Source organism: Mucilaginibacter sp. P2_D11 (genome assembly GCF_056404435.1).
Genome location: NZ_JBFUEA010000009.1, coordinates 189468 through 207786, shown reverse-complemented (window position 1 = coordinate 207786; position 18319 = coordinate 189468). Strand labels below are relative to the sequence as shown.

The window sequence follows — 18319 nt, the reverse complement described above, 5'->3', positions numbered from 1 at the left end:
AAATATTAGCTTAGGGCTGCTTTGAAAGCCTTGAGGCAACGTTCGCGCGCAAAGGCGTGATCTACGATGGGTTTTGGGTAGATGCTGAAGTCGGCATACTCCGCAACCCATTTTTTTATGTATTCCATCTTTGGGTCGAATTTTTTCATCTGCGCTTCCGGGTTGAATATGCGGAAGTATGGTGCTGCATCGGTGCCGCAACCAGCCGCCCATTGCCAGCCGCCCACGTTGCTGGCCATTTCATAATCCAGCAGCTTTTGGGCGAAATAGGCTTCGCCCCAACGCCAGTCTATAAGCAGGTGTTTGGTTAAAAAGCTGGCCGTTACCATCCGCACGCGGTTATGCATAAAGCCGGTGGCGTTCAGTTCGCGCATACCTGCATCAACCATGGGGTAGCCGGTTTGGCCGTTGCACCAAGCTTTAAACTGTTCTTCGTTGTTTATCCATTTAATATTGTCGTAATCGGGCTTAAAGGCATGCGTTGCCGTTTGCGGGAAATGGTGCAGCACCATCATGTAAAACTCGCGCCATATCAACTCGTTAAGCCAGGTTTTTTCGGTGGCGTGAAATGCATTAGTGGCCAGCTGCCTAATGCTTACCGTGCCGAAACGCAGATGAAGCCCGATATGCGAGGTGCCTTTAACGGCCGGGAAATCGCGTTTCTCGGCATAATCGGCAATAAACTTTTCATAGCCCGTGCCGGGGAATTCAGCATTGCTTTTGGTGAAACCCATCTCTTTTAAAGAGGGTATGGGCGATGCTTTAAATTGATAAAGGTTGGCTAAATATTTTTCAGTAGGGTAGGCCTTGAGGTAAAAGAGTTTAAGCTTTTGGTACCATTTGTTTTTGTAGGGTGTGAAAACCGTATAAGGCTTACCATCGTCTTTAACCACCTCGTCGCGCTCGAATATTACTTGGTCCTTAAAGGTTTTCAGATCAATGTTGTGCTCCGCCAAAAGCTTCGCTATGGTCTCGTCGCGCTTGTTGGCGGAGGGTTCGTAATCGTGGTTGGTGTAAACGGCTGTAACCTTGTGCTGTTTTATCAGTTGGGCAATAGCGTTTTGGGGCTTATCATAAAATACTTGCAGGCCGCTGCCGTGCTGTTGGTATTCGGCTTTTAAATTGGCGATGGTATCGTAAATAAAGGTTACCCTGGCATCGTCTTCTGCATCCAACTCATCCAATATCTCCTTATCGAATATAAAGATGGGCAGCACAAGGTTACCGCTTTTTAGGGCGCGATACAGCCCGGCATTATCACCCAGCCGCAAATCGCGACGGTGCCAAAAAATCGCTACAGCGGTGCTATCCATAAATCTCTTGCAGGGCGGTAGCTATATCGGGGTAGGTAAACGTAAAACCGGAATCCATTATTTTTTGCGCAGATGTTTTGGTGCTGCCCAGTGCCAGCAAAGCCATCTCGCCCATCAGCAATTTCAATATAAAAGCCGGCACTTTTGGTGCCCACAGCAGGCGGTGTAATTGTTTGGCTACAGCCTGCGTAAGCTGCTCGTTGGTTACCGGGTAGGGAGCTGCCATATTGAACACGCCCGTTAGGTTCTCGTTATTCACGCCGAGTAAGTACATATCCATTACATCGCGTGGGTGTATCCAGGGTACCCATTGCTTGCCGGTACCCAAGGGCGAACCTATGCCAAGTTTAACCGGTAGCGCCAATTGAGGCAACGCTCCGCCATCTTTGCTCAGCACCACACCGGTGCGGAACTTGAGTATGCGCAGGCCAAGCTCCTTGCCTTCATCAACCGCGTTTTCCCAATCGATGCAGCAGGTACCGATAAAATCGTGCGCCGGCGGGCTTTCCTCGGTAAGCAGTTCCTCGCCGCGATTACTATAATACCCTATGCCCGATGCAGAGATAACCGAACGCACCCTGTTTGCCCTGTTGCGCATCAGTCCGTAAATAAGGCCGATGGATTTGGTACGGGTCTCTACAATCTCGCGCTTGCGCCGGTCTGTCCACCGTTTATCGGCAATGCCGGTGCCAGCCAGGTGTATAATGGTATCTACGCCATCTAAGCAATGCTCGTCGATCTGCCCTTTTTCTACATCCCATAAAAAGGTATGCACTCTTGGATTTTTGCCTTTGCTACGGCTTAGGTGGCTTACAGCGTGGCCCTGGGCCAGCAACTCCTGTGTAAGCTGGGTACCCAATAAGCCGGTGCCGCCGGTAATTAGTATGTTTTTGCTCATAAATTATATCTTAAGATAAAAATATCGAACGCCGAATATCCAATTTCGAAGTGTTTGAAGCTGCACTTCATCATTCAGGGCTCAGCATTCGGTGTTCGATATTACTTCTATTTTTTTCCTTCTCCAAAATCAACTATCCTTCTCGCCATCCCTTTGAAAATAAAAAGGTGGAAAGGCCACATCAGGTACCAGTACATGCGGCCCCAAAGCCCGCGGGGCCTAAAGGTAGCTACCTGGCTGAGAAAAGTTTTGCCGTTGCGCTCAATAATTTTAAACTCAAGCCAGGCCTCGCCGGGCAACTTCATTTCGGCATACAGCAAAAGCCGACGGTTAGTTTTATCGGCAAGCAACACCCTCCAAAAATCTATTACATCGCCTGGCGATACGTTGATATTGCTGGTGCGGCCCCTTCTGCTGCCAACGCCGCCGAAAAGTTTATCCAGGAAGCCGCGAACGCTCCATATCCAGTCCCAATAGTACCAGCCGCGATTACCGCCAATGGCCATAATGTTTTTTAGTACTTCTTCGCCATCGCGACTAAAGGGTTGTTTTACCTTATATTCCAGCGTACCGTTTTGGGGCACCTTAATCTGGTCCATAAAGCCCGAGTTAAGGTAGCCATTATTCAGAGCATCCTTCCAACTGCTTACGATAGAGTTTTGTTCTATTTTGTTAAAAGCAAGTTTAAGCGCTTCCTCATAGCTCAGGCATCCGCGCTTTACAACGCTATCAATTGCATGGTCTTTCATAATTGTTTCGTTCTTCATGCTATCCACCAGGCTTTGCGCAAGCGAATAGCTGGTAGAAGTAACGAAGTATAGCCAGTACGATGAGATTTTGGGCGAGAGGAAGGGGATGGTAATAATATACCTTTTCAGCTTACGTACTTTGGCATATACCAACATCATTTGTTTAAAGCTCAGGATATCCGGCCCGCCAATGTCGAAAGTTTTATCGAAAGCCTTTTCGTTTAACAATACGCCTTCCAAATAGCCCAATACATCTCGTATAGCGATGGGCTGGCTTTTGGTGTTCACCCAGCGCGGAACGGTCATGATAGGCAGCTTCTCAGTAAGGTCGCGGATGATTTCGAAGGACGAACTGCCCGAGCCGATAATAATGGCCGCTCTTAAAACGGTGATGGCGGCCTTGCATCCCTTCAACACGTCTTCCACATGCCTGCGCGACCGGAGGTGTTCTGATAACCCGGTATCGTTTACTATCCCGCTGAGGTAAATTACCTGTTTGCAGTTTGTGATGCTAATTGCCTGCGCAAAGTTATGTGCCGACATCGCTTCCATGTCTGCGAAATCTGCAGCCTGCGCCATGGAATGCACCAGGTAATAAGCCGCATCTATATCCTGCGGGAGGGTGTCTATGCTCCCTTCTTTCAGCAAATCGCCGGTAAGGAGCGTAACTCTGTCGCTGTAATCGTTTTGTTCGTGAAAGCGCCGCTTATCGCGAACCAGGCATACCACAGTATGGCCCTTCTCCAGCAATACGGGGATGAGCCTTGTACCTATGTATCCATTAGCGCCGGCGAGTAAAACTTTCATTTGTTAAAGCAACATCCAAATTGGAAGGCTGTTTTGTATAGACGTATAAGAAGTAAGTAAAACAACAGCGCCTAACCGTGCTTTTACTATGCATCTAAGATCAAGATAAAAGCCCTGCTTTGCAAAAAATGCCCCAACCTGTCCCTTAATTCCCCATAGATACGTAACCCGGGGATAAAGAATTTCGTAATAGTGGCTTTTCAAGCGAACATGCCCCTCTTTAGCTAATAAATAAGTTTTGGAGGGCTTTTTGCTCTAGGCGTGCAGCTATCGAATGTTAAGATGTTCACAAAATGGATACATCTATTTTTGATTATGCCACGTATATACACTATCATCGCAGATTACTATGCTTACAAACGATTTTCACAATTTGCTCATTTGTATTTTCGCACTCGTTTTAACAGCCCTTGTTGCTTTTGGTTACTATTGCAACCGCAAGTCTAAATCGTTTGCGGGCACCGGGCGCGTAGCCGAAATTGAGGCATGGCAACTTAAATCGCTAATAAGCTGGATAGCTACTTTCGCCGTATCGTTGGTGGCCTTAGTGAACTACATTTAACTTAATGCAGGCAGCCTACATATACCTTGCCTTTAAAGGCAAAGGCTTTCTGCCCGGGCAATAATCCAAGTGCTTTATCTGCGCTGGCTTTATCTTCATAAATACCACTTACCAGTGCTATCATTTTAGCATCCGCGTCGGATGTGTAGGTATTCAGATACTCCAGGCTTAAGGTTTGCGATGGTTGCCGCCTTGGATAGTAATCACCTGCTACAATATCGTCCTCGTCATCTTCCCGCACCATTATCAAATCCTTCTTTTTATTGTAGTACCGGCCCATCGTATCTATGGCAATGCCGGTAGTGTCGTGCAGCTTCAGCATCTTGTCCCTTAGCGCATAGTAGTTTTTACCGGTATCAGCAACCACGATGTAGTAATCTGCATATTGGTCCAAATCGTCCTCGCTTCCTGCGGAATCGACAATTTGTTTGCTGGATACTCCCTGCGGCTCAACGTAATGGGCTTGTACAACCTTCAAGGAGTCGTCATCGTGCGTTTGCGGAGATGCGGGCTTGTTTTTGCAGGCAGCAAGGGCAAGCAGTGTCCACGCGAGTAGGGCAAGGCGTTTCATGCGATAAGTTTTGGTTAAAGGTATCATATAAACGTGCTGGCGGCAAATTAAACAACCGCTTCCACATGCGGCTTATACGTACCGGTTTTTACTTTTGCCTTCAGTTCGTGCAAGATGTTGTACAGTCCGAAGTTGGTACGGTTTACGTAGATAAAATGCTTTACACCGCGTGCCTGCTTAAACTCGGGCATCTTAGATACCTTTTCGCCAAAGCCGAACAGTTCATCGAAGAACGCCTTCTCGCCGAAATCGAACTCATCGGTAATGTAGGGTTTGGCAAACAGCCCAATCATCTGACGGAACATGGTGTAATAAAATTCTATCTGCGCTGGGGTATCGTTGGGCAATATCATCTCCAGCTTACGGAACGCAGTGATGGTATCTTCCTTGCTATCGAATAAATTGGTTGAGGTGAGCGAAAAGAAGGGGTAATAAAAATCATCGGGCATTACTTTAATGCAGCCAAAATCTATCACACCCAGTGTGCCGGCGGGGGTGATCATGAAATTGCCCGGGTGCGGGTCGGCGTGTACGGCGCGTAGTTCGTGCTGCTGAAAGTTGTAAAAATCCCACAGCGCCTGGCCTATTTGGTCGCGTAGTTGTTGCGATGGGTTGGTAGCCAGAAACTCGCGCAGGTGTTTGCCCTCCAGCCAATCCATGGTAATGATGCGCTTGCTGGATAACTCCGGGTAATATTTAGGGAACACTACGTTATCCAGGTTGGCACACGCTTCGGAAAACTCGATGGAGCGGCGCACCTCCAGCTCGTAATCGGTTTCCTCTAAAAGGCGTTCTTCTACCTCGCGCATGTAAACATCCAGTTCCTTTTCGCTCATGCCCAGCATGCGGAAGGCGAAGGGTTTGATAAGTTTAAGGTCCGACGAGATGGAATCGCCTACGCCGGGGTACTGTATCTTCACCGCCAGTTTTTTGCCCTTAAGTTCTGCCTGGTGCACCTGGCCAATAGAGGCCGCATTAGTAGAGCGGATGTTGAACTTGTCGTATATCTGGTCGGGGTTTTTGCCGAAATATTTCTTGAACGTTTGCACAATAAGCGGCCCCGAAAGCGGCGGCGCGTTGTATTGCGATTGCGTGAATTTATCTACATAAGCCTGCGGCAGCAGGTTTTTATCCATGCTCAGCATCTGGGCAACCTTTAGGGCGCTGCCTTTCAGTTCGCTTAACGATCGGTAGATGTCGGTAGCGTTATCCTCATTTAACTCGGATTTATCCATCTCCGGGTTGAAGAGTTTTTTGGAGTAATGCTTGATGTAGTTGCCGCCTATCTTAAAACCCGTTTTTACAAATTTGGCGCTGCGTTCTACTTTGCTGGTGGGTATGCTATTTTGCTCTTTAGAAGGGGAATCGCTCATGTTAGTTTTCAAATAATTCAGCCAGCGCGGGCAGGTTGATGTCCGAGTAGTTGTCAATGGCCAGGCTGGCTACCTGGTTTATCTTTTCGGCGGGGTGGCTGGTGGTAATACCTACAACTTTCATGCCTGCGCTGTTGCCCGCCTGTAGCCCCGCAGCCGAATCTTCAAACACCACGCATCTAGCGGGCGGCGTATCCAATAATTCCGCAGCCTTTAAAAATATCAGCGGACTAGGCTTTGGCTCGTGTACCATATCGCCGGTTATAATGGCATCGAAATATTGCCCGATGGGGACGGTATCGAAAATAAAATCAACGTCTGCCATGTCAGACGATGTGGCAACCGCCATTTTTACGCCGGCATTTTTCAGCTCGACCAGGAAATCCTCCAATCCGCTGATGGCCTTTAGATAAGGCAGAAACTCCTGCTGGTAAAAGGCCTGTTTTTCGTGCGATATAGTTTTAATAAGGCCTTCATCCGCATCGGCAAAATAACGCCTTACGGTATTGGCGATAGGTACACCGCTTATTTCTCCTTTATAAGTTTCGCGGCTAAGCTCGGGCATGTTGTATTTTTTAAATAACAGCTGCCATGCTTTGTAATGAAAAGGCGTATTATCGATAAGGGTACCGTCCATATCGAATATGGCGGCGAAGGTGGCCCCCTCTAAATCTCCCCCGGAAGGGGGGACTTTTATGTTGATTGGCTTTTGGTCGTCGTTCAAGTATAAATTATATGATGTGTTTTTTTAAGCCCTCCTTTCCGGGGAGGGTTTGGGAGGGGCTGTTTAAAAGCCCATCTTCTCTTTCAAACCGCCGTTCTTAGCTAAAAACTTGCCGTATTCGAACAGGTTATCTATCGGCGAACGTTGGAACAGGTCGAATGTTACGTTCAAGCCTTTTTCTATCGCCTCATCAGTTTTCTCGAAACCGGCAGAATCATCGTTTATCCAAAAATTCAGCACGAAGCCAAACTGCACCCAAAGCGCGTCTTTGTAGCGTTTGCTGAAAAACTTGCGGTCGGATAGTTCCGAAGTTTCAATCCCTTCGGCCAGTATGCCTTCGGCGAAGCTTTCGAAAAGCTCTTTTGTAGGTTCCAATACTTTCGGCGTGCCAAAGCCACGCTGTTTTTTGATGCTGTAAACGGCAAAGCTGCGGCTGCTCTTCAACAATTCGAAAAAGCTGTAGAAGAAGGATAATCCCTTTTCGCGTGCCGAGTATTGCGGCCAAACCTCCTGCGCACGTATCTCGGTAAGGGTTTTGCTCACCAGGTCGGCCCAAACGCTTTGCTCAACGGCATCAAACGAGCCGAAGTGCTTGTAAAATTCCTCCTCGGCCATTTTATTCTTCTTGGCGAATATGTACACAGATTTGGGCTGCGTTCCTTCGGTGAGCACAAAATCTATATACGCTTTCTGGATGCTTTGGGTAGTTGCCATAATACTTATTTAATGCATAAAGTTACCGTTTATTATACAAGCGAGTATCATGTTTGTGTTATAATTAACGGCGGCAGCAACCGTTCCTGATGGGCAGTCAATCAATTATTGCGTACGTTTGAAGCCGGCAATTGACCATCTACCAGCAATCGCCAACCATGTAAGGGGCCTATAAAGAATGAAAAAAAGGTTTACAAAAGGTTTACAGAAATTTGCTTTTGTGGAATGTAATTATTTGTTAATCAGTAATTTGATATTTTTATTGGATTTACAGTTGAACTAATGCTTGTTTAAACAAATGTTAGCATCCTGTCATATATCGTATCAACTTTTCAGCCTCTGATAAATAATTAGCATCTTTGTAATCAATCTAAATAACTTTAGATTTTTCTCCCCGATGAGTGAAAGGACTATTCTGGTTTGGTTTAGGAACGATTTGCGTTTACACGATAATGAAATATTATCAGATGCACTGCGCAAAGCCGATAACGTATTGCCCGTATATATCTTCGACCCCTACTACTTCAAAACCAGCTCATCAGGCACTTTAAAAACAGGTAGTTTCAGGGCGCGTTTCCTGTTGCAGTCGGTTGCCAATCTGCGCTATAATCTGCAACAATTCGGTGCCGAGCTTATCATCCGCATCGGCGACCCGGCCCAGGTGCTTACCCAGCTGGCCGAGGAATATCACGTGAGCGAGGTGTACCATCACCGCGAAGTTGCTCCCGAGGAAACCGACGCTTCCGAACGCGTAGAAGCCGCCCTGTGGAAAATGAAGCTGAACCTGAAGCATTTCATTGGCCATACGATGTACCATAAGGAGGATTTGCCCTTCCCTATAAAAGATATCCCCGACAGTTTCGTGGCCTTTAAAAAGAAGGTAGAACGCGATAGCAGCGTGCGCCAATGCACGGCTTACCCTGAAAATATTACTACGCCTGCCATTACCGATGCCGGCGAATTGCCAACCCTTGCCGATTTGGGCGTGCCTGAGCCTGTAGATGATGCACGCGCCACCAACCGCTTCCTGGGCGGCGAAACCGAGGCTCTTGCCCGGCTGGAACAATATTTTACCAACCAGCAAAATTGCGGGCAAAAAACAGGCAAGAATGCCGGAGGGATATCTTCCTGCCTTTCGCCCTGGCTGGCTGTGGGCTGCGTATCGCCAAGGCAGGTGTATTGGGAAGTGGTAAAGCACCGCAATAGCCTGCAAAACGGCGATGCCCTGATGCTGGAACTGCTATGGCGCGACTACTTTCGCTTCATGTTTAAAAAGCACGGGCAAAAATACTTCCGTGCCGAAGGCTTCAGCGGAGAGGCACCCGAAGCTGCAACAAATCAGGACGAACTTTTTGAGCATTGGAAAGTAGGCGATACCGGCGTACCTTATATAGATGCGGCCATGCACGAGCTTAACGCCACGGGCTTCATCAGCAACTATAGCCGCCAGGCCGTGGCTACCTACCTTACCAAAGACCTGCAGGTAGATTGGACCCGCGGCGCGCTTTACTTCGAAGAGAAACTGTTAGATTACTCTCCCGCCAGCAACTGGGGCAACTGGGCCTTTGTAGCAGGCGTAGGCAACGATACCAGGAGCAACCGCTACTTCAATGCAGCAAAGCCGGCTAACCAGCTCGACAGCAAAAGCGATTTCATCAGCACCTGGTTACCTGTATCGGCGTAACAAAGTAATAAAAACCGGGTCTAATCGTATATATTTGTATATGAACTCCTTCGAACAATTCACCATCATTATCGGCCTCCTGGCCGTACTATTTGAGGGGGTGGGGTATGTGCGGAGTTATTTGCATAAGTTGTTGCATCGGGATTAGTGCATCGTCCACATTAGTTTATAGAAAATCAATAGCCGGTACCCGGTTAATATTGCCGCAAACATCACTGTAGTTATTAATGCGCCCGAAAAGGCCTGGTATACACCTGTCTTATAAAAGCGTTTGGCGGCAATAGTAAAGTAGCTGGCAAAAACCACCATATTAATTACGGTTGTGGTAACATCAAACTTGCTGGAGAATTCTACATTGGTTATCCAGTAAAATGGCTTAACCACCAGCAGTGTAAACAGCGTAAAATAGATAAGGATGAAGGAAAAATAATGCGTTGAAAATACCAGGTGTTCAGTAAAGTACCTTTTGGTGTTAAAAAAGATAAGGGCAAAAACCAGCGCCAGGGCGGGGATAAACAGGGCAATGTAAAGCTTGGATTCGGTACCTACGTGGCTGTTAAAATTAGTGGCTAACTCCTTAAATTCAGCATCGTTATGCACCTTCTTTAAGATCGTTTCTTTGGTGTGGAACGAAACATATGGATCATAAGCGTAAAAACTATAAAGTGGGAGTGAAAATATATTAAGGCTCCCCGCCAAAAAAAAGAAAATAACGTTGCAGATAACAAACAGTTGGAAGGGTTTTAGATAGGCCATCCTTTTGCCTTTGGAGAAATCGGCCGTCAGTTCACCTGGTTTGGCGAGCAGCAGCTTAGCAGTGCGGAAGAATTTATTATCGAAGTGCGTTATCCCCTCTACCGATTCCTCCAGGTAGTGCTTCAGCGCAAAATCGTGGCTATCCACTTTTTTCTCACCGCAGGCACCGCAAAATTTATCACCGACAAGGCCCCCGCACGATGCACATAGGGCCGGCTGGGGTTTGTGTTCTGTAATACCTTTGTGCCTCATAGGATTTATTATTGGTTAAATATAATAAATAGGGGCGTTTTATGAAAAGAGAAGTAGAAAAATAAGGCTTATTGATTAGGGTATATCAATGATGTATTTGAAATAACCGCAGGGAAACAACAGCGATGAACAAAAGCAGACCAAAATACGTCCAACCTTTACGTTTTGAAAACGCCGCGTTATCGTCCACGTATTGCTGTTGCCGGGATAGGAAGATGAATTTCAACTTATTCCAATCCCATAAAAGCAAATACACATTGGAGATGAGCATTAACGATGTTATGAGTAGGATGTTGGGAGTATTGAACGAAATGGTGATGACGAAAATATTGAGCATAATAGGGAAAAATGCTGCTGCCCCTAAGGTGCTGAAAGCCTGCGACATGAGCAGGAGGCCTGCAATCAATTGCCCCCAGCCAATAAAATGCCAGTAAATACCTGCCTGATACATTGCTTCAAAAAAGTGTGACAGCGAGCTTAACGGCGCATCATTGCCTGGTTTAGGCATAAACCTTATTCCTTCAATTTTAAAGATGCTTGCGTAAACAAAAGCAGATCCGAGCAGGTAGCGCAGGCCAATTGTAAAAAGTTGCAACAACAGGTTTTGCTTTAATCTCGAAACTAAGTTTTCCATATTTATAGGCAAATGGTATGAACTTTTTTAATCCGTTTATACAGCCGGGAAATTTATTAATGTTAAATATAATAAACAGGGCTAAACTTTAGCAATATCTTAGGCATTGGTGCTAAATTAATTTTGTTTGGATGTGGCATAGAGTAGGGCGCGCGCTACCTATGAGCATCAGCGCGGAAAGCCCGATACATACAGTCAATAAAACACCAAACCATTGTCTATTTCGTTTCCCATATCGTCTTCTATGTAGGTGTACCTCCCTATCATGGCATTTTCATCCCACAAAACTATTTCTACTTCCCAGGAATAAACCTCGGGGGTGTTTTCAGTAAAAACGGCTTTTACTTTAGTTCTTTTCAATTGGATCTCATCAATGGGTATAGAGATCTCATCCTGTAAAAATGTATTTTCCGGGTTATTAACGCATCGGTGATACGACTCAGTAGCTTTTTCGTAAAGCTCGCCCAACTCCCGGTTACTTACAATGATCATAGTAAAAGCAGTTAATGTCCCATTATTTTAAAGAGCAGAATGTAACCATTCTTCATTAGGTTTTCATAGATCCGGATATCTTAATCCTTTCTAAGTACGAGTGGATTGCAGCCAGGTTTTCTTTATAAACAGCGCCATATTGCATTTAAAGATAATTTACAACGTTAGCATGAAATAACCTCGAAAGTTATAACATATAATTTGGGGCTAATTGTACTATTATGCTTAATTTTGTACCGTTTTACAAGAATGGTTTCTCATGGATAGCCTAAATTATATTGATAGCGGAAACGCAGCTTACATCGACTCATTATACGAAGCATACAAACAAGATCCGGAATCGGTAGATTACGGATGGCAGAAGTTTTTCGAAGGCTTCGATTTCGGTAAAGAATCGCAGCCTTCGAAGGCTGCGGCCCCTACGGCAGGTGTACTGCCCGAAAATCTGCTGAAAGAAATCAACGTGATGAACATGATTGATGGCTACCGCACGCGCGGCCACCTGTTCACCAAAACCAACCCCGTGCGCGAGCGCCGCCAGTATTTCCCGGGCAAAGAACTGGAAACTTTCGGCCTGAGCGAGAAGGATTTGGATACCGTGTTCAACGCGGGCGTGGAAGTTAATCTCGGCCCTGCCAAACTGCGCGATATACGCCAGCTTTTAGAAGATACTTACTGCCGCGCCATAGGTGCCGAATACCGCTACATCCGCAATCCTATCAAAATAAAATGGTTCGAAGAGAGGATGGAGACCAAACGCAACACGCCAAAATTCAGTGTTGATGAAAAGAAAATGATGCTTTCGAAATTAAACGAAGCCGTTGTTTTCGAAAACTTTTTGGGCACCAAATTCCTCGGCCAGAAACGTTTCTCTTTAGAGGGTGCCGAAGCGCTGATACCTGCGCTGGATTCGGTTATTAAGCAAGGTTCGGAGCTGGGCATCCAGGAGTTCATCATCGGCATGGCGCATCGCGGCCGTTTAAATGTGCTCACCAACATTATGGAGAAGACCTACAAAGAGGTGTTCTCTGAGTTCGAAGGCAAAAACTACGATTCGGAATCTCCTTTCGGTGGCGACGTAAAGTACCACCTGGGCTTCTCTACCGATATCAAGACCAAAACAGGCAAGAACGTTCACTTGAGCCTTTGCCCCAACCCATCGCACTTAGAAGCGGTAGACCCGGTTGTTGAGGGTATCACCCGCTCTAAAATAGATTTTAAATACAACGGCGACCATTCTAAAATAGCCCCGATACTGATCCACGGCGATGCTTCTGTAGCAGGCCAGGGTATCGTTTACGAGGTGTTGCAGATGGAGAAGCTTGATGGGTATCGCACCGGCGGAACCATCCACCTGGTAATCAACAACCAAATTGGTTTTACCACCAATTATAAAGATGCACGCTCGAGTACTTATTGTACCGACGTCGCTAAAACGGTATTATCACCGGTTTTCCACGTAAACGGCGACGACGTAGAAGCCTTGGCCTATGTAGTGAACCTGGCCATGGAATACAGGCAGGTGTTCAACGAGGATGTGTTTATTGATATTTTGTGTTACCGCCGCTACGGCCATAACGAGGCAGATGAGCCGAAATTTACGCAGCCGGTATTATACAAAGCTATCGAGGCGCATCCAAATCCATTGCAGATATACAGCAAGAAGCTAATTACAGAGGGTTCGATAGACGAAGCCTTCGTGAAAACTTTAGAGAAAGATTTCCGTGCCGAATTGCAGGGTATGCTGGATGAATCGAAAGCGGAAGATAGGTTTACCGATACCATCGCCATGTTTGAAGGCGCCTGGAGCGGATTGCACCTGGCCAACCACAAAGAACTGATATCGGCCATAGATACCGCCGTACCACAAGAAGATATCATAGCCATAGGCAATAAATTAACAACGCTGCCAACTGATAAGCAGTTCTTCAAAAAAATTGAGAAGCTGTTCGAGGACCGCAACGCCATGGTAAACAAAACCGGCGTATTCGATTGGGCCATGGGCGAGTTACTTGCTTACGGAACCTTGTTAAAAGAAGGCATCCCTGTGAGGTTGAGCGGTGAGGACGTTAAACGCGGTACTTTCTCGCATCGCCACGCGGTATTAACATTGGCAGATAGCGAGAACGAGTACACCCCACTGGAAACCATTAATCCCGAAACGAGGCTAAGCATTTTCAATTCACTGTTATCAGAATATGGTGTTTTAGGTTTTGAATATGGTTACGCCATGGCAAACCCTAATGCATTAACGATATGGGAAGCGCAATTCGGCGATTTCTTCAACGGCGCGCAAATCATCGTTGACCAGTACATTGCCAGTGCCGAAACTAAATGGCAGCGCGGCAACGGTTTGGTAATGCTGCTTCCGCATGGTTACGAAGGCCAGGGGCCCGAGCACTCTTCTGCACGTGTAGAGCGCTTTTTAGAGCTTTGTGCCGATGATAACATACAGGTTGCCAATTGCACCACGCCGGCAAACTTCTTCCATATATTAAGGAGGCAGATACACCGCGATTTCCGTAAGCCACTCATCATCTTTACGCCGAAGAGTTTATTGAGAAGCCCTAAGTGCGTATCGCCGATAGCAGATTTTACCAGCGGCAAATTCCAGGAGCTGATTGATGACAGCTATGCTGATGTTAAAAAGGTAAAACGCGTGCTGCTTTGCACTGGTAAAGTTTATTATGACCTGCTTGAGAAACAACAGGTTGATAAACGCAAGGATGTAGCCATCGTACGCGTAGAGCAATTGTACCCAACGCCTATACAGCAAATCATCAAGATAAAAGCTAAATACGAAAAAGCAACCGAATTCATTTGGGTGCAGGAAGAGCCGGAGAATATGGGCGCATGGCCATACATCTGCCGCAAGTTCCATAACGATAGGCACTTTAACCTGCAGGTTATATCGCGCTTAGAGGGCAGCAGCACCGCTACCGGCTTTGCCAAGCAGCACGCCGCGCAACAGGCGCATATTGTTGCCAAAGCCTTTGATACCCCTGTGGGCAAAACGGTAAAGGCTGCTATCAAAAAAACAACCGAAAAAATGGCAAACGCGGGAGCGGATTGAGGGGATAGTTAAATGTTGAAAGGTTGTAAGGTTGAAAAGTTCTAAAGCTTAACCTTCCAACTTTTCAACTTTCAAACCTTCAACTCTCCCACCTTCAACAAAAAAGAAACCTACAAAACTATACCATGAGTTTAGAAATAAAAGTTCCGCCGGTAGGCGAATCCATAACCGAAGTAACATTATCTGCCTGGAAGAAAAAAGACGGCGACCATGTGGAAATGGACGAAGTAATAGCCGAGCTGGAATCAGACAAGGCAACCTTTGAGCTTACCGCAGAAAAAGCCGGGACTTTAAGCACCAAAGCCGCCGAAGGCGATGTATTGGCTATTGGTGCTGTGGTTGCTACCATAGAAGAGGGCGCCGGCGCTGCTGCACCTGCTGCCGATAAGGCACCTACCGCACCTGTTGCTGTAAAAGAGGAGCCTGCAAAAGCGGTTAGCCCGGAGGTACCTGCAAACGCGCCTGCCCCTGCCGGAGGAGCAGTTGCAACTTCGTTAGAAATTAAAGTGCCAACAGTAGGGGAGTCTATTACCGAAGTAACCCTTTCGCGCTGGATGAAGAAGGATGGCGATATAGTAGAAATGGACGAAGCCATTGCCGAACTGGAATCAGATAAAGCAACCTTCGAACTCACTGCCGAGAAAGCAGGCCTACTGAAAACCATAGCCAAAGAAGGCGATACCCTGGCCATTGGCGCCGTGGTTTGTGTTATTGAAGGTGGCGGTGCATCTGCCGGCGGCAAAGTTGCCGTAACCCCTGCCGTTGCCGATGCGGTTAACGAATCGCCGCAAACTGCCCCATCAAAAGGAACAACTTATGCATCGGGCACGCCATCGCCTGCTGCTGCAAAAATATTAGCCGAAAAAGGCGTTGATACGGCATCTGTAAACGGTACTGGCGTTGATGGCCGTATTACTAAAGGTGATGCATTATCGGCACAAAAACCTGCCGCTGCTGCACCCTCACCGGCTGCAAAACCTGCTGCAGCGCCCGCCGCTGCACCTTCCGGGCCGGTAGGTCCGCGTTCGGATCGCCGCGAAAAGATGTCGTCGTTACGCAAAACCGTAGCGAGGCGTTTGGTTGCCGTGAAGAACGAAACAGCCATGCTTACCACTTTTAACGAAGTGGATATGGCCCCGATAATGGAGCTGCGTGGCAAGTACAAAGATAAATTCAAAGAGAAGCATGGCGTTGGCCTGGGCTTTATGTCGTTCTTTACCAAGGCGGTTACCGAGGCTTTGAAAGAATGGCCTGCCGTAAATGCACGCATAGATGGCGAAGAAATTGTTTACAGCAACTTTGCTGATATCTCTATTGCCGTATCTGCACCCAAAGGATTGGTGGTACCGGTTATCCGCAATGCCGAGAGCCTTAGCCTTGCCGAAATTGAAAAAGCGATCGTTGTTTTAGCAGGCAAAGCCCGCGAAAGCAAACTAACTATAGACGAGATGACCGGCGGTACCTTCACCATCACTAATGGTGGCGTGTTTGGTTCCATGATGTCTACCCCAATTATCAACTCGCCACAATCGGCCATTTTGGGTATGCACAACATCATCGAGCGCCCTGTTGCCGTAAACGGCCAGGTGGTTATCCGCCCTATGATGTACCTGGCGTTATCTTACGATCACCGCATCATCGATGGCCGTGAATCGGTAAGCTTCCTGGTACGTGTAAAACAATTGCTGGAAGATCCTACGAGGTTGCTGTTGGGGGTGTAATTGCGTCGAATATAATATTGAAAAGCCTGGCGCAAGCCGGGCTTTTTTGTTTATAACTACTTATAATTAGTAAAAACTATGGACATAGTCTTGTCTTTTGGGTTGTAAGCAAAATCGGCAATTAAAAAGTCAAGTTCCTTGTGTTCAGTTATGGCTTCTAGGGGTTTGTTGGTGATTTTTCCCGAAGGCCCATAAAACCATCCAATCCATTTTGTCCTGCAATACTGAAAACGAAATAGGACATCCGCATATATTGAAGCCTGTTTACACCTTTATCTGTAGTAAAGACGAAAGTAAACCTTGCGGATTGAAGCTCCTTGTCATTACCAATTAGTTGAACAGTTGATTTATAGTTATCTACACCAAAATAATTTGGGAGCCCATTTATTTTCTGCTCTTCCTTAAACATCATTAAGCTATCAGATGAAACTATTCGGCCTATAAGGTCGGATCTGGTTATCTGGAAAGCTTCTTTCACCGTTGGAGGGTCTCCTTTTTGCTGGGCACTGGTGACGCCCACTGAACCCAAAAGGATTGTGGTTATGGGCAGTAGTTTTAAAAGATACTTAGGCAATTGCATTTTAGCGTGTTGATAAGCCCAAGGTATGCAATTCCATACGCCTGTAATACATTTATGGTTTAATCGTTACATTTGGATACAACCATCAAGCAAACAAAAAGTGACGAAATCAATATATAGATACCTTTTAGCTTTCACCTTCCTCCTTTTACCCATCCTCACCCGGGCCGCATCCATCCTCATCCCCATGGACGAGGAACAGAAAGACCACCTGAAATCCTACGGCATCGCCTTTTGGGTTTTGAAGGAACAGCAGGAGGTTGATTGGCTACTGAACTACCGCGGCGGCAGCTTTATGATGAAGTACGATAAACGCATCGAAGATGAATGCAAGATACGTGGTGTAAGCTACCAGGTAATTGCCGATGCTGCGGCTACGCAGATCATCAACGAAGTGAGCGACCCATCTGTAAACATGGATTTGGTGAAACTGCAGAAAGCACCCAAAATGGCCGTTTATTCGCCAAAAAGCAAGCTGCCCTGGGATGATGCCGTTACCCTGGTTTTAAAATATGCCGAGATCCCCTACGATGTTTTGTATGATGAAGAAGTAATAAAAGGCGACCTGCCCAAGTACGATTGGCTGCACCTGCACCACGAGGATTTTACCGGGCAGTTCAGCAAGTTTTATGCAGCTTATCGGTACGCGCAATGGTATAATGATGATGTAAAGGCACAGAACGCCATGGCCAGGAAGCTTGGTTTCCAAAAGGTATCGCAAATGAAGCTGGCGGTGGCGCAGCATATTCGCGATTTTTGCGCGGGCGGGGGTTTTTTGTTTGCCATGTGCAGCGGTACCGATACCTTCGATATTGCCCTGGCGGCCTCCAATACCGATATCTGCGGGGCGATGTTCGATGGCGATGCTATAGACCCCGCAGCGCAAAGCAAGCTCGATTACAGCCAGACCTTCGCTTTCCAGGGATTCCAGCTGGATATGAACCCCGAATCGCACCAGTTTAGCAATATTGATGTTACACCGACGAGGCAGGTAGACCGCGCACGCGATTTCTTCACCCTGTTCGATTTTTCGGCCAAGTGGGATGTGGTGCCCAGCATGCTCACCCAAAACCATGATAAAGTAATAAAAGGCTTTATGGGCCTCACCACGGCTTACAATATAAGCCGCCTGAAACCAGGCGTTACCATTATGGGCGAAATGAAGACGGCCAACGAGGCCCGCTACATCCACGGTGAATTTGGCAAAGGCCAGTGGACCTTCTACGGCGGCCACGACCCCGAAGACTACCAACACGCCGTTGGCGACCCGCCCACCGACTTAAAACTGCACCCCAACTCGCCAGGATACAGGTTGATACTCAACAACGTGTTGTTCCCGGCGGCTAATAAGAAGAAACAGAAAACGTAGGGGTCAGTTTGCAGTTTTCGGTGGGCAGTTTGCAGTGGAATTTAGTT

General features: G+C 46.9%; 16 protein-coding genes. 5 read left to right on the top strand and 11 right to left on the bottom strand.

The window, feature by feature from the left end; translation table 11 throughout:
• Positions 1-5: 5 nt before the first annotated feature.
• From AC1DXC_RS16115 to AC1DXC_RS16105, 3 genes are all read right to left on the bottom strand, one after another.
• Entirely contained in the window at positions 6-1313 is a 1308-nt protein-coding gene (locus AC1DXC_RS16115; RefSeq protein WP_477460186.1) for a cryptochrome/photolyase family protein, read from the bottom strand.
• Positions 1306-2211 (bottom strand): TIGR01777 family oxidoreductase, encoded by a 906-nt coding sequence (locus tag AC1DXC_RS16110; protein ID WP_477460185.1) that lies wholly within the window; start codon positions 2209-2211, stop codon positions 1306-1308. Before AC1DXC_RS16110 ends, AC1DXC_RS16115 begins: the two co-directional genes overlap by 8 nt.
• A 107-nt stretch (positions 2212-2318) precedes the next feature.
• Entirely contained in the window at positions 2319-3767 is a 1449-nt protein-coding gene (locus AC1DXC_RS16105) for an SDR family oxidoreductase (protein WP_477460184.1), read from the bottom strand.
• Positions 3768-4116: 349 nt separating this feature from the next.
• Here AC1DXC_RS16105 and AC1DXC_RS16100 point away from each other — a divergent pair, with 349 nt between their 5' ends.
• Complete coding sequence (locus AC1DXC_RS16100) at positions 4117-4329, top strand: hypothetical protein (protein WP_477460183.1); 213 nt, start codon at positions 4117-4119, stop codon at positions 4327-4329.
• 1 nt (position 4330) lies between these two features.
• Here the strand turns inward: AC1DXC_RS16100 and AC1DXC_RS16095 are convergent, their stop codons facing one another.
• The 4 genes from AC1DXC_RS16095 to AC1DXC_RS16080 form a co-directional block, all read right to left on the bottom strand.
• On the bottom strand, positions 4331-4900 hold the full coding sequence (locus AC1DXC_RS16095) for a hypothetical protein (RefSeq protein WP_477460182.1): 570 nt from the start codon (positions 4898-4900) through the stop codon (positions 4331-4333).
• 47 nt (positions 4901-4947) lie between these two features.
• Positions 4948-6273, bottom strand: a complete 1326-nt coding sequence (locus tag AC1DXC_RS16090) for an ABC1 kinase family protein (RefSeq protein ID WP_477460181.1) — start codon at positions 6271-6273, stop codon at positions 4948-4950.
• Between the two features lies 1 nt (position 6274).
• Positions 6275-6997, bottom strand: coding sequence for an HAD family hydrolase (locus AC1DXC_RS16085; protein WP_477460180.1), 723 nt, complete (start codon positions 6995-6997; stop codon positions 6275-6277).
• A 63-nt stretch (positions 6998-7060) separates the two neighbouring features.
• Entirely contained in the window at positions 7061-7711 is a 651-nt protein-coding gene (locus AC1DXC_RS16080) for a TetR family transcriptional regulator C-terminal domain-containing protein (protein ID WP_477460179.1), read from the bottom strand.
• Positions 7712-8108: 397 nt separating this feature from the next.
• Between AC1DXC_RS16080 and AC1DXC_RS16075 the strand changes: the two genes are divergently transcribed.
• Positions 8109-9395, top strand: a complete 1287-nt coding sequence (locus AC1DXC_RS16075) for a DASH family cryptochrome (RefSeq protein WP_477460178.1) — start codon at positions 8109-8111, stop codon at positions 9393-9395.
• 144 nt (positions 9396-9539) lie between these two features.
• Here AC1DXC_RS16075 and AC1DXC_RS16070 read toward each other — a convergent pair whose 3' ends face one another.
• From AC1DXC_RS16070 to AC1DXC_RS16060, 3 genes are all read right to left on the bottom strand, one after another.
• Positions 9540-10403 (bottom strand): DUF3667 domain-containing protein, encoded by an 864-nt coding sequence (locus AC1DXC_RS16070; protein ID WP_477460177.1) that lies wholly within the window; start codon positions 10401-10403, stop codon positions 9540-9542.
• An 85-nt stretch (positions 10404-10488) separates the two neighbouring features.
• Entirely contained in the window at positions 10489-11037 is a 549-nt protein-coding gene (locus tag AC1DXC_RS16065) for a DoxX family membrane protein (protein ID WP_477460176.1), read from the bottom strand.
• Between the two features lie 195 nt (positions 11038-11232).
• Complete coding sequence (locus AC1DXC_RS16060; protein ID WP_477460175.1) at positions 11233-11529, bottom strand: hypothetical protein; 297 nt, start codon at positions 11527-11529, stop codon at positions 11233-11235.
• A gap of 259 nt (positions 11530-11788) precedes the next feature.
• Between AC1DXC_RS16060 and AC1DXC_RS16055 the strand changes: the two genes are divergently transcribed.
• Both AC1DXC_RS16055 and odhB read left to right on the top strand, forming a co-directional pair.
• A complete protein-coding gene (locus tag AC1DXC_RS16055; RefSeq protein ID WP_477460174.1) occupies positions 11789-14602 on the top strand; it encodes a 2-oxoglutarate dehydrogenase E1 component in 2814 nt (937 codons plus the stop codon).
• Positions 14603-14727: 125 nt separating this feature from the next.
• Positions 14728-16323 carry a 2-oxoglutarate dehydrogenase complex dihydrolipoyllysine-residue succinyltransferase gene (gene odhB / locus AC1DXC_RS16050; RefSeq protein WP_477460173.1) on the top strand — a complete coding sequence of 532 codons (1596 nt, stop codon included), beginning with the start codon at positions 14728-14730 and terminating at the stop codon, positions 16321-16323.
• Positions 16324-16480: 157 nt separating this feature from the next.
• On the opposite strand, the gene AC1DXC_RS16045 is transcribed toward odhB, so the two are convergent.
• Entirely contained in the window at positions 16481-16903 is a 423-nt protein-coding gene (locus AC1DXC_RS16045; protein WP_477460172.1) for a hypothetical protein, read from the bottom strand.
• Between the two features lie 187 nt (positions 16904-17090).
• Between AC1DXC_RS16045 and AC1DXC_RS16040 the strand changes: the two genes are divergently transcribed.
• Positions 17091-18272: an asparagine synthetase B gene (locus AC1DXC_RS16040; protein ID WP_477460236.1), complete on the top strand. Its 1182-nt coding sequence runs from the start codon at positions 17091-17093 to the stop codon at positions 18270-18272.
• The last annotated feature ends 47 nt before the right edge of the window (positions 18273-18319 follow it).

Excerpts from the sequence above, each read along its gene's own strand:
- AC1DXC_RS16040 (WP_477460236.1), top strand. The coding sequence starts at position 17,091 with ATGGACGAGGAACAGAAAGACCACCTGAAATCCTACGGCATCGCCTTT.
- AC1DXC_RS16080 (WP_477460179.1), bottom strand. The coding sequence starts at position 7,711 with ATGGCAACTACCCAAAGCATCCAGAAAGCGTATATAGATTTTGTGCTC.
- AC1DXC_RS16045 (WP_477460172.1), bottom strand. The coding sequence starts at position 16,903 with ATGCAATTGCCTAAGTATCTTTTAAAACTACTGCCCATAACCACAATC.
- AC1DXC_RS16095 (WP_477460182.1), bottom strand. The coding sequence starts at position 4,900 with ATGAAACGCCTTGCCCTACTCGCGTGGACACTGCTTGCCCTTGCTGCC.
- AC1DXC_RS16100 (WP_477460183.1), top strand. The coding sequence starts at position 4,117 with ATGCTTACAAACGATTTTCACAATTTGCTCATTTGTATTTTCGCACTC.
- odhB (WP_477460173.1), top strand. The coding sequence starts at position 14,728 with ATGAGTTTAGAAATAAAAGTTCCGCCGGTAGGCGAATCCATAACCGAA.
- AC1DXC_RS16055 (WP_477460174.1), top strand. The coding sequence starts at position 11,789 with ATGGATAGCCTAAATTATATTGATAGCGGAAACGCAGCTTACATCGAC.
- AC1DXC_RS16070 (WP_477460177.1), bottom strand. The coding sequence starts at position 10,403 with ATGAGGCACAAAGGTATTACAGAACACAAACCCCAGCCGGCCCTATGT.
- AC1DXC_RS16090 (WP_477460181.1), bottom strand. The coding sequence starts at position 6,273 with ATGAGCGATTCCCCTTCTAAAGAGCAAAATAGCATACCCACCAGCAAA.
- AC1DXC_RS16115 (WP_477460186.1), bottom strand. The coding sequence starts at position 1,313 with ATGGATAGCACCGCTGTAGCGATTTTTTGGCACCGTCGCGATTTGCGG.
- AC1DXC_RS16110 (WP_477460185.1), bottom strand. The coding sequence starts at position 2,211 with ATGAGCAAAAACATACTAATTACCGGCGGCACCGGCTTATTGGGTACC.
- AC1DXC_RS16075 (WP_477460178.1), top strand. The coding sequence starts at position 8,109 with ATGAGTGAAAGGACTATTCTGGTTTGGTTTAGGAACGATTTGCGTTTA.
- AC1DXC_RS16060 (WP_477460175.1), bottom strand. The coding sequence starts at position 11,529 with ATGATCATTGTAAGTAACCGGGAGTTGGGCGAGCTTTACGAAAAAGCT.
- AC1DXC_RS16065 (WP_477460176.1), bottom strand. The coding sequence starts at position 11,037 with ATGGAAAACTTAGTTTCGAGATTAAAGCAAAACCTGTTGTTGCAACTT.
- AC1DXC_RS16105 (WP_477460184.1), bottom strand. The coding sequence starts at position 3,767 with ATGAAAGTTTTACTCGCCGGCGCTAATGGATACATAGGTACAAGGCTC.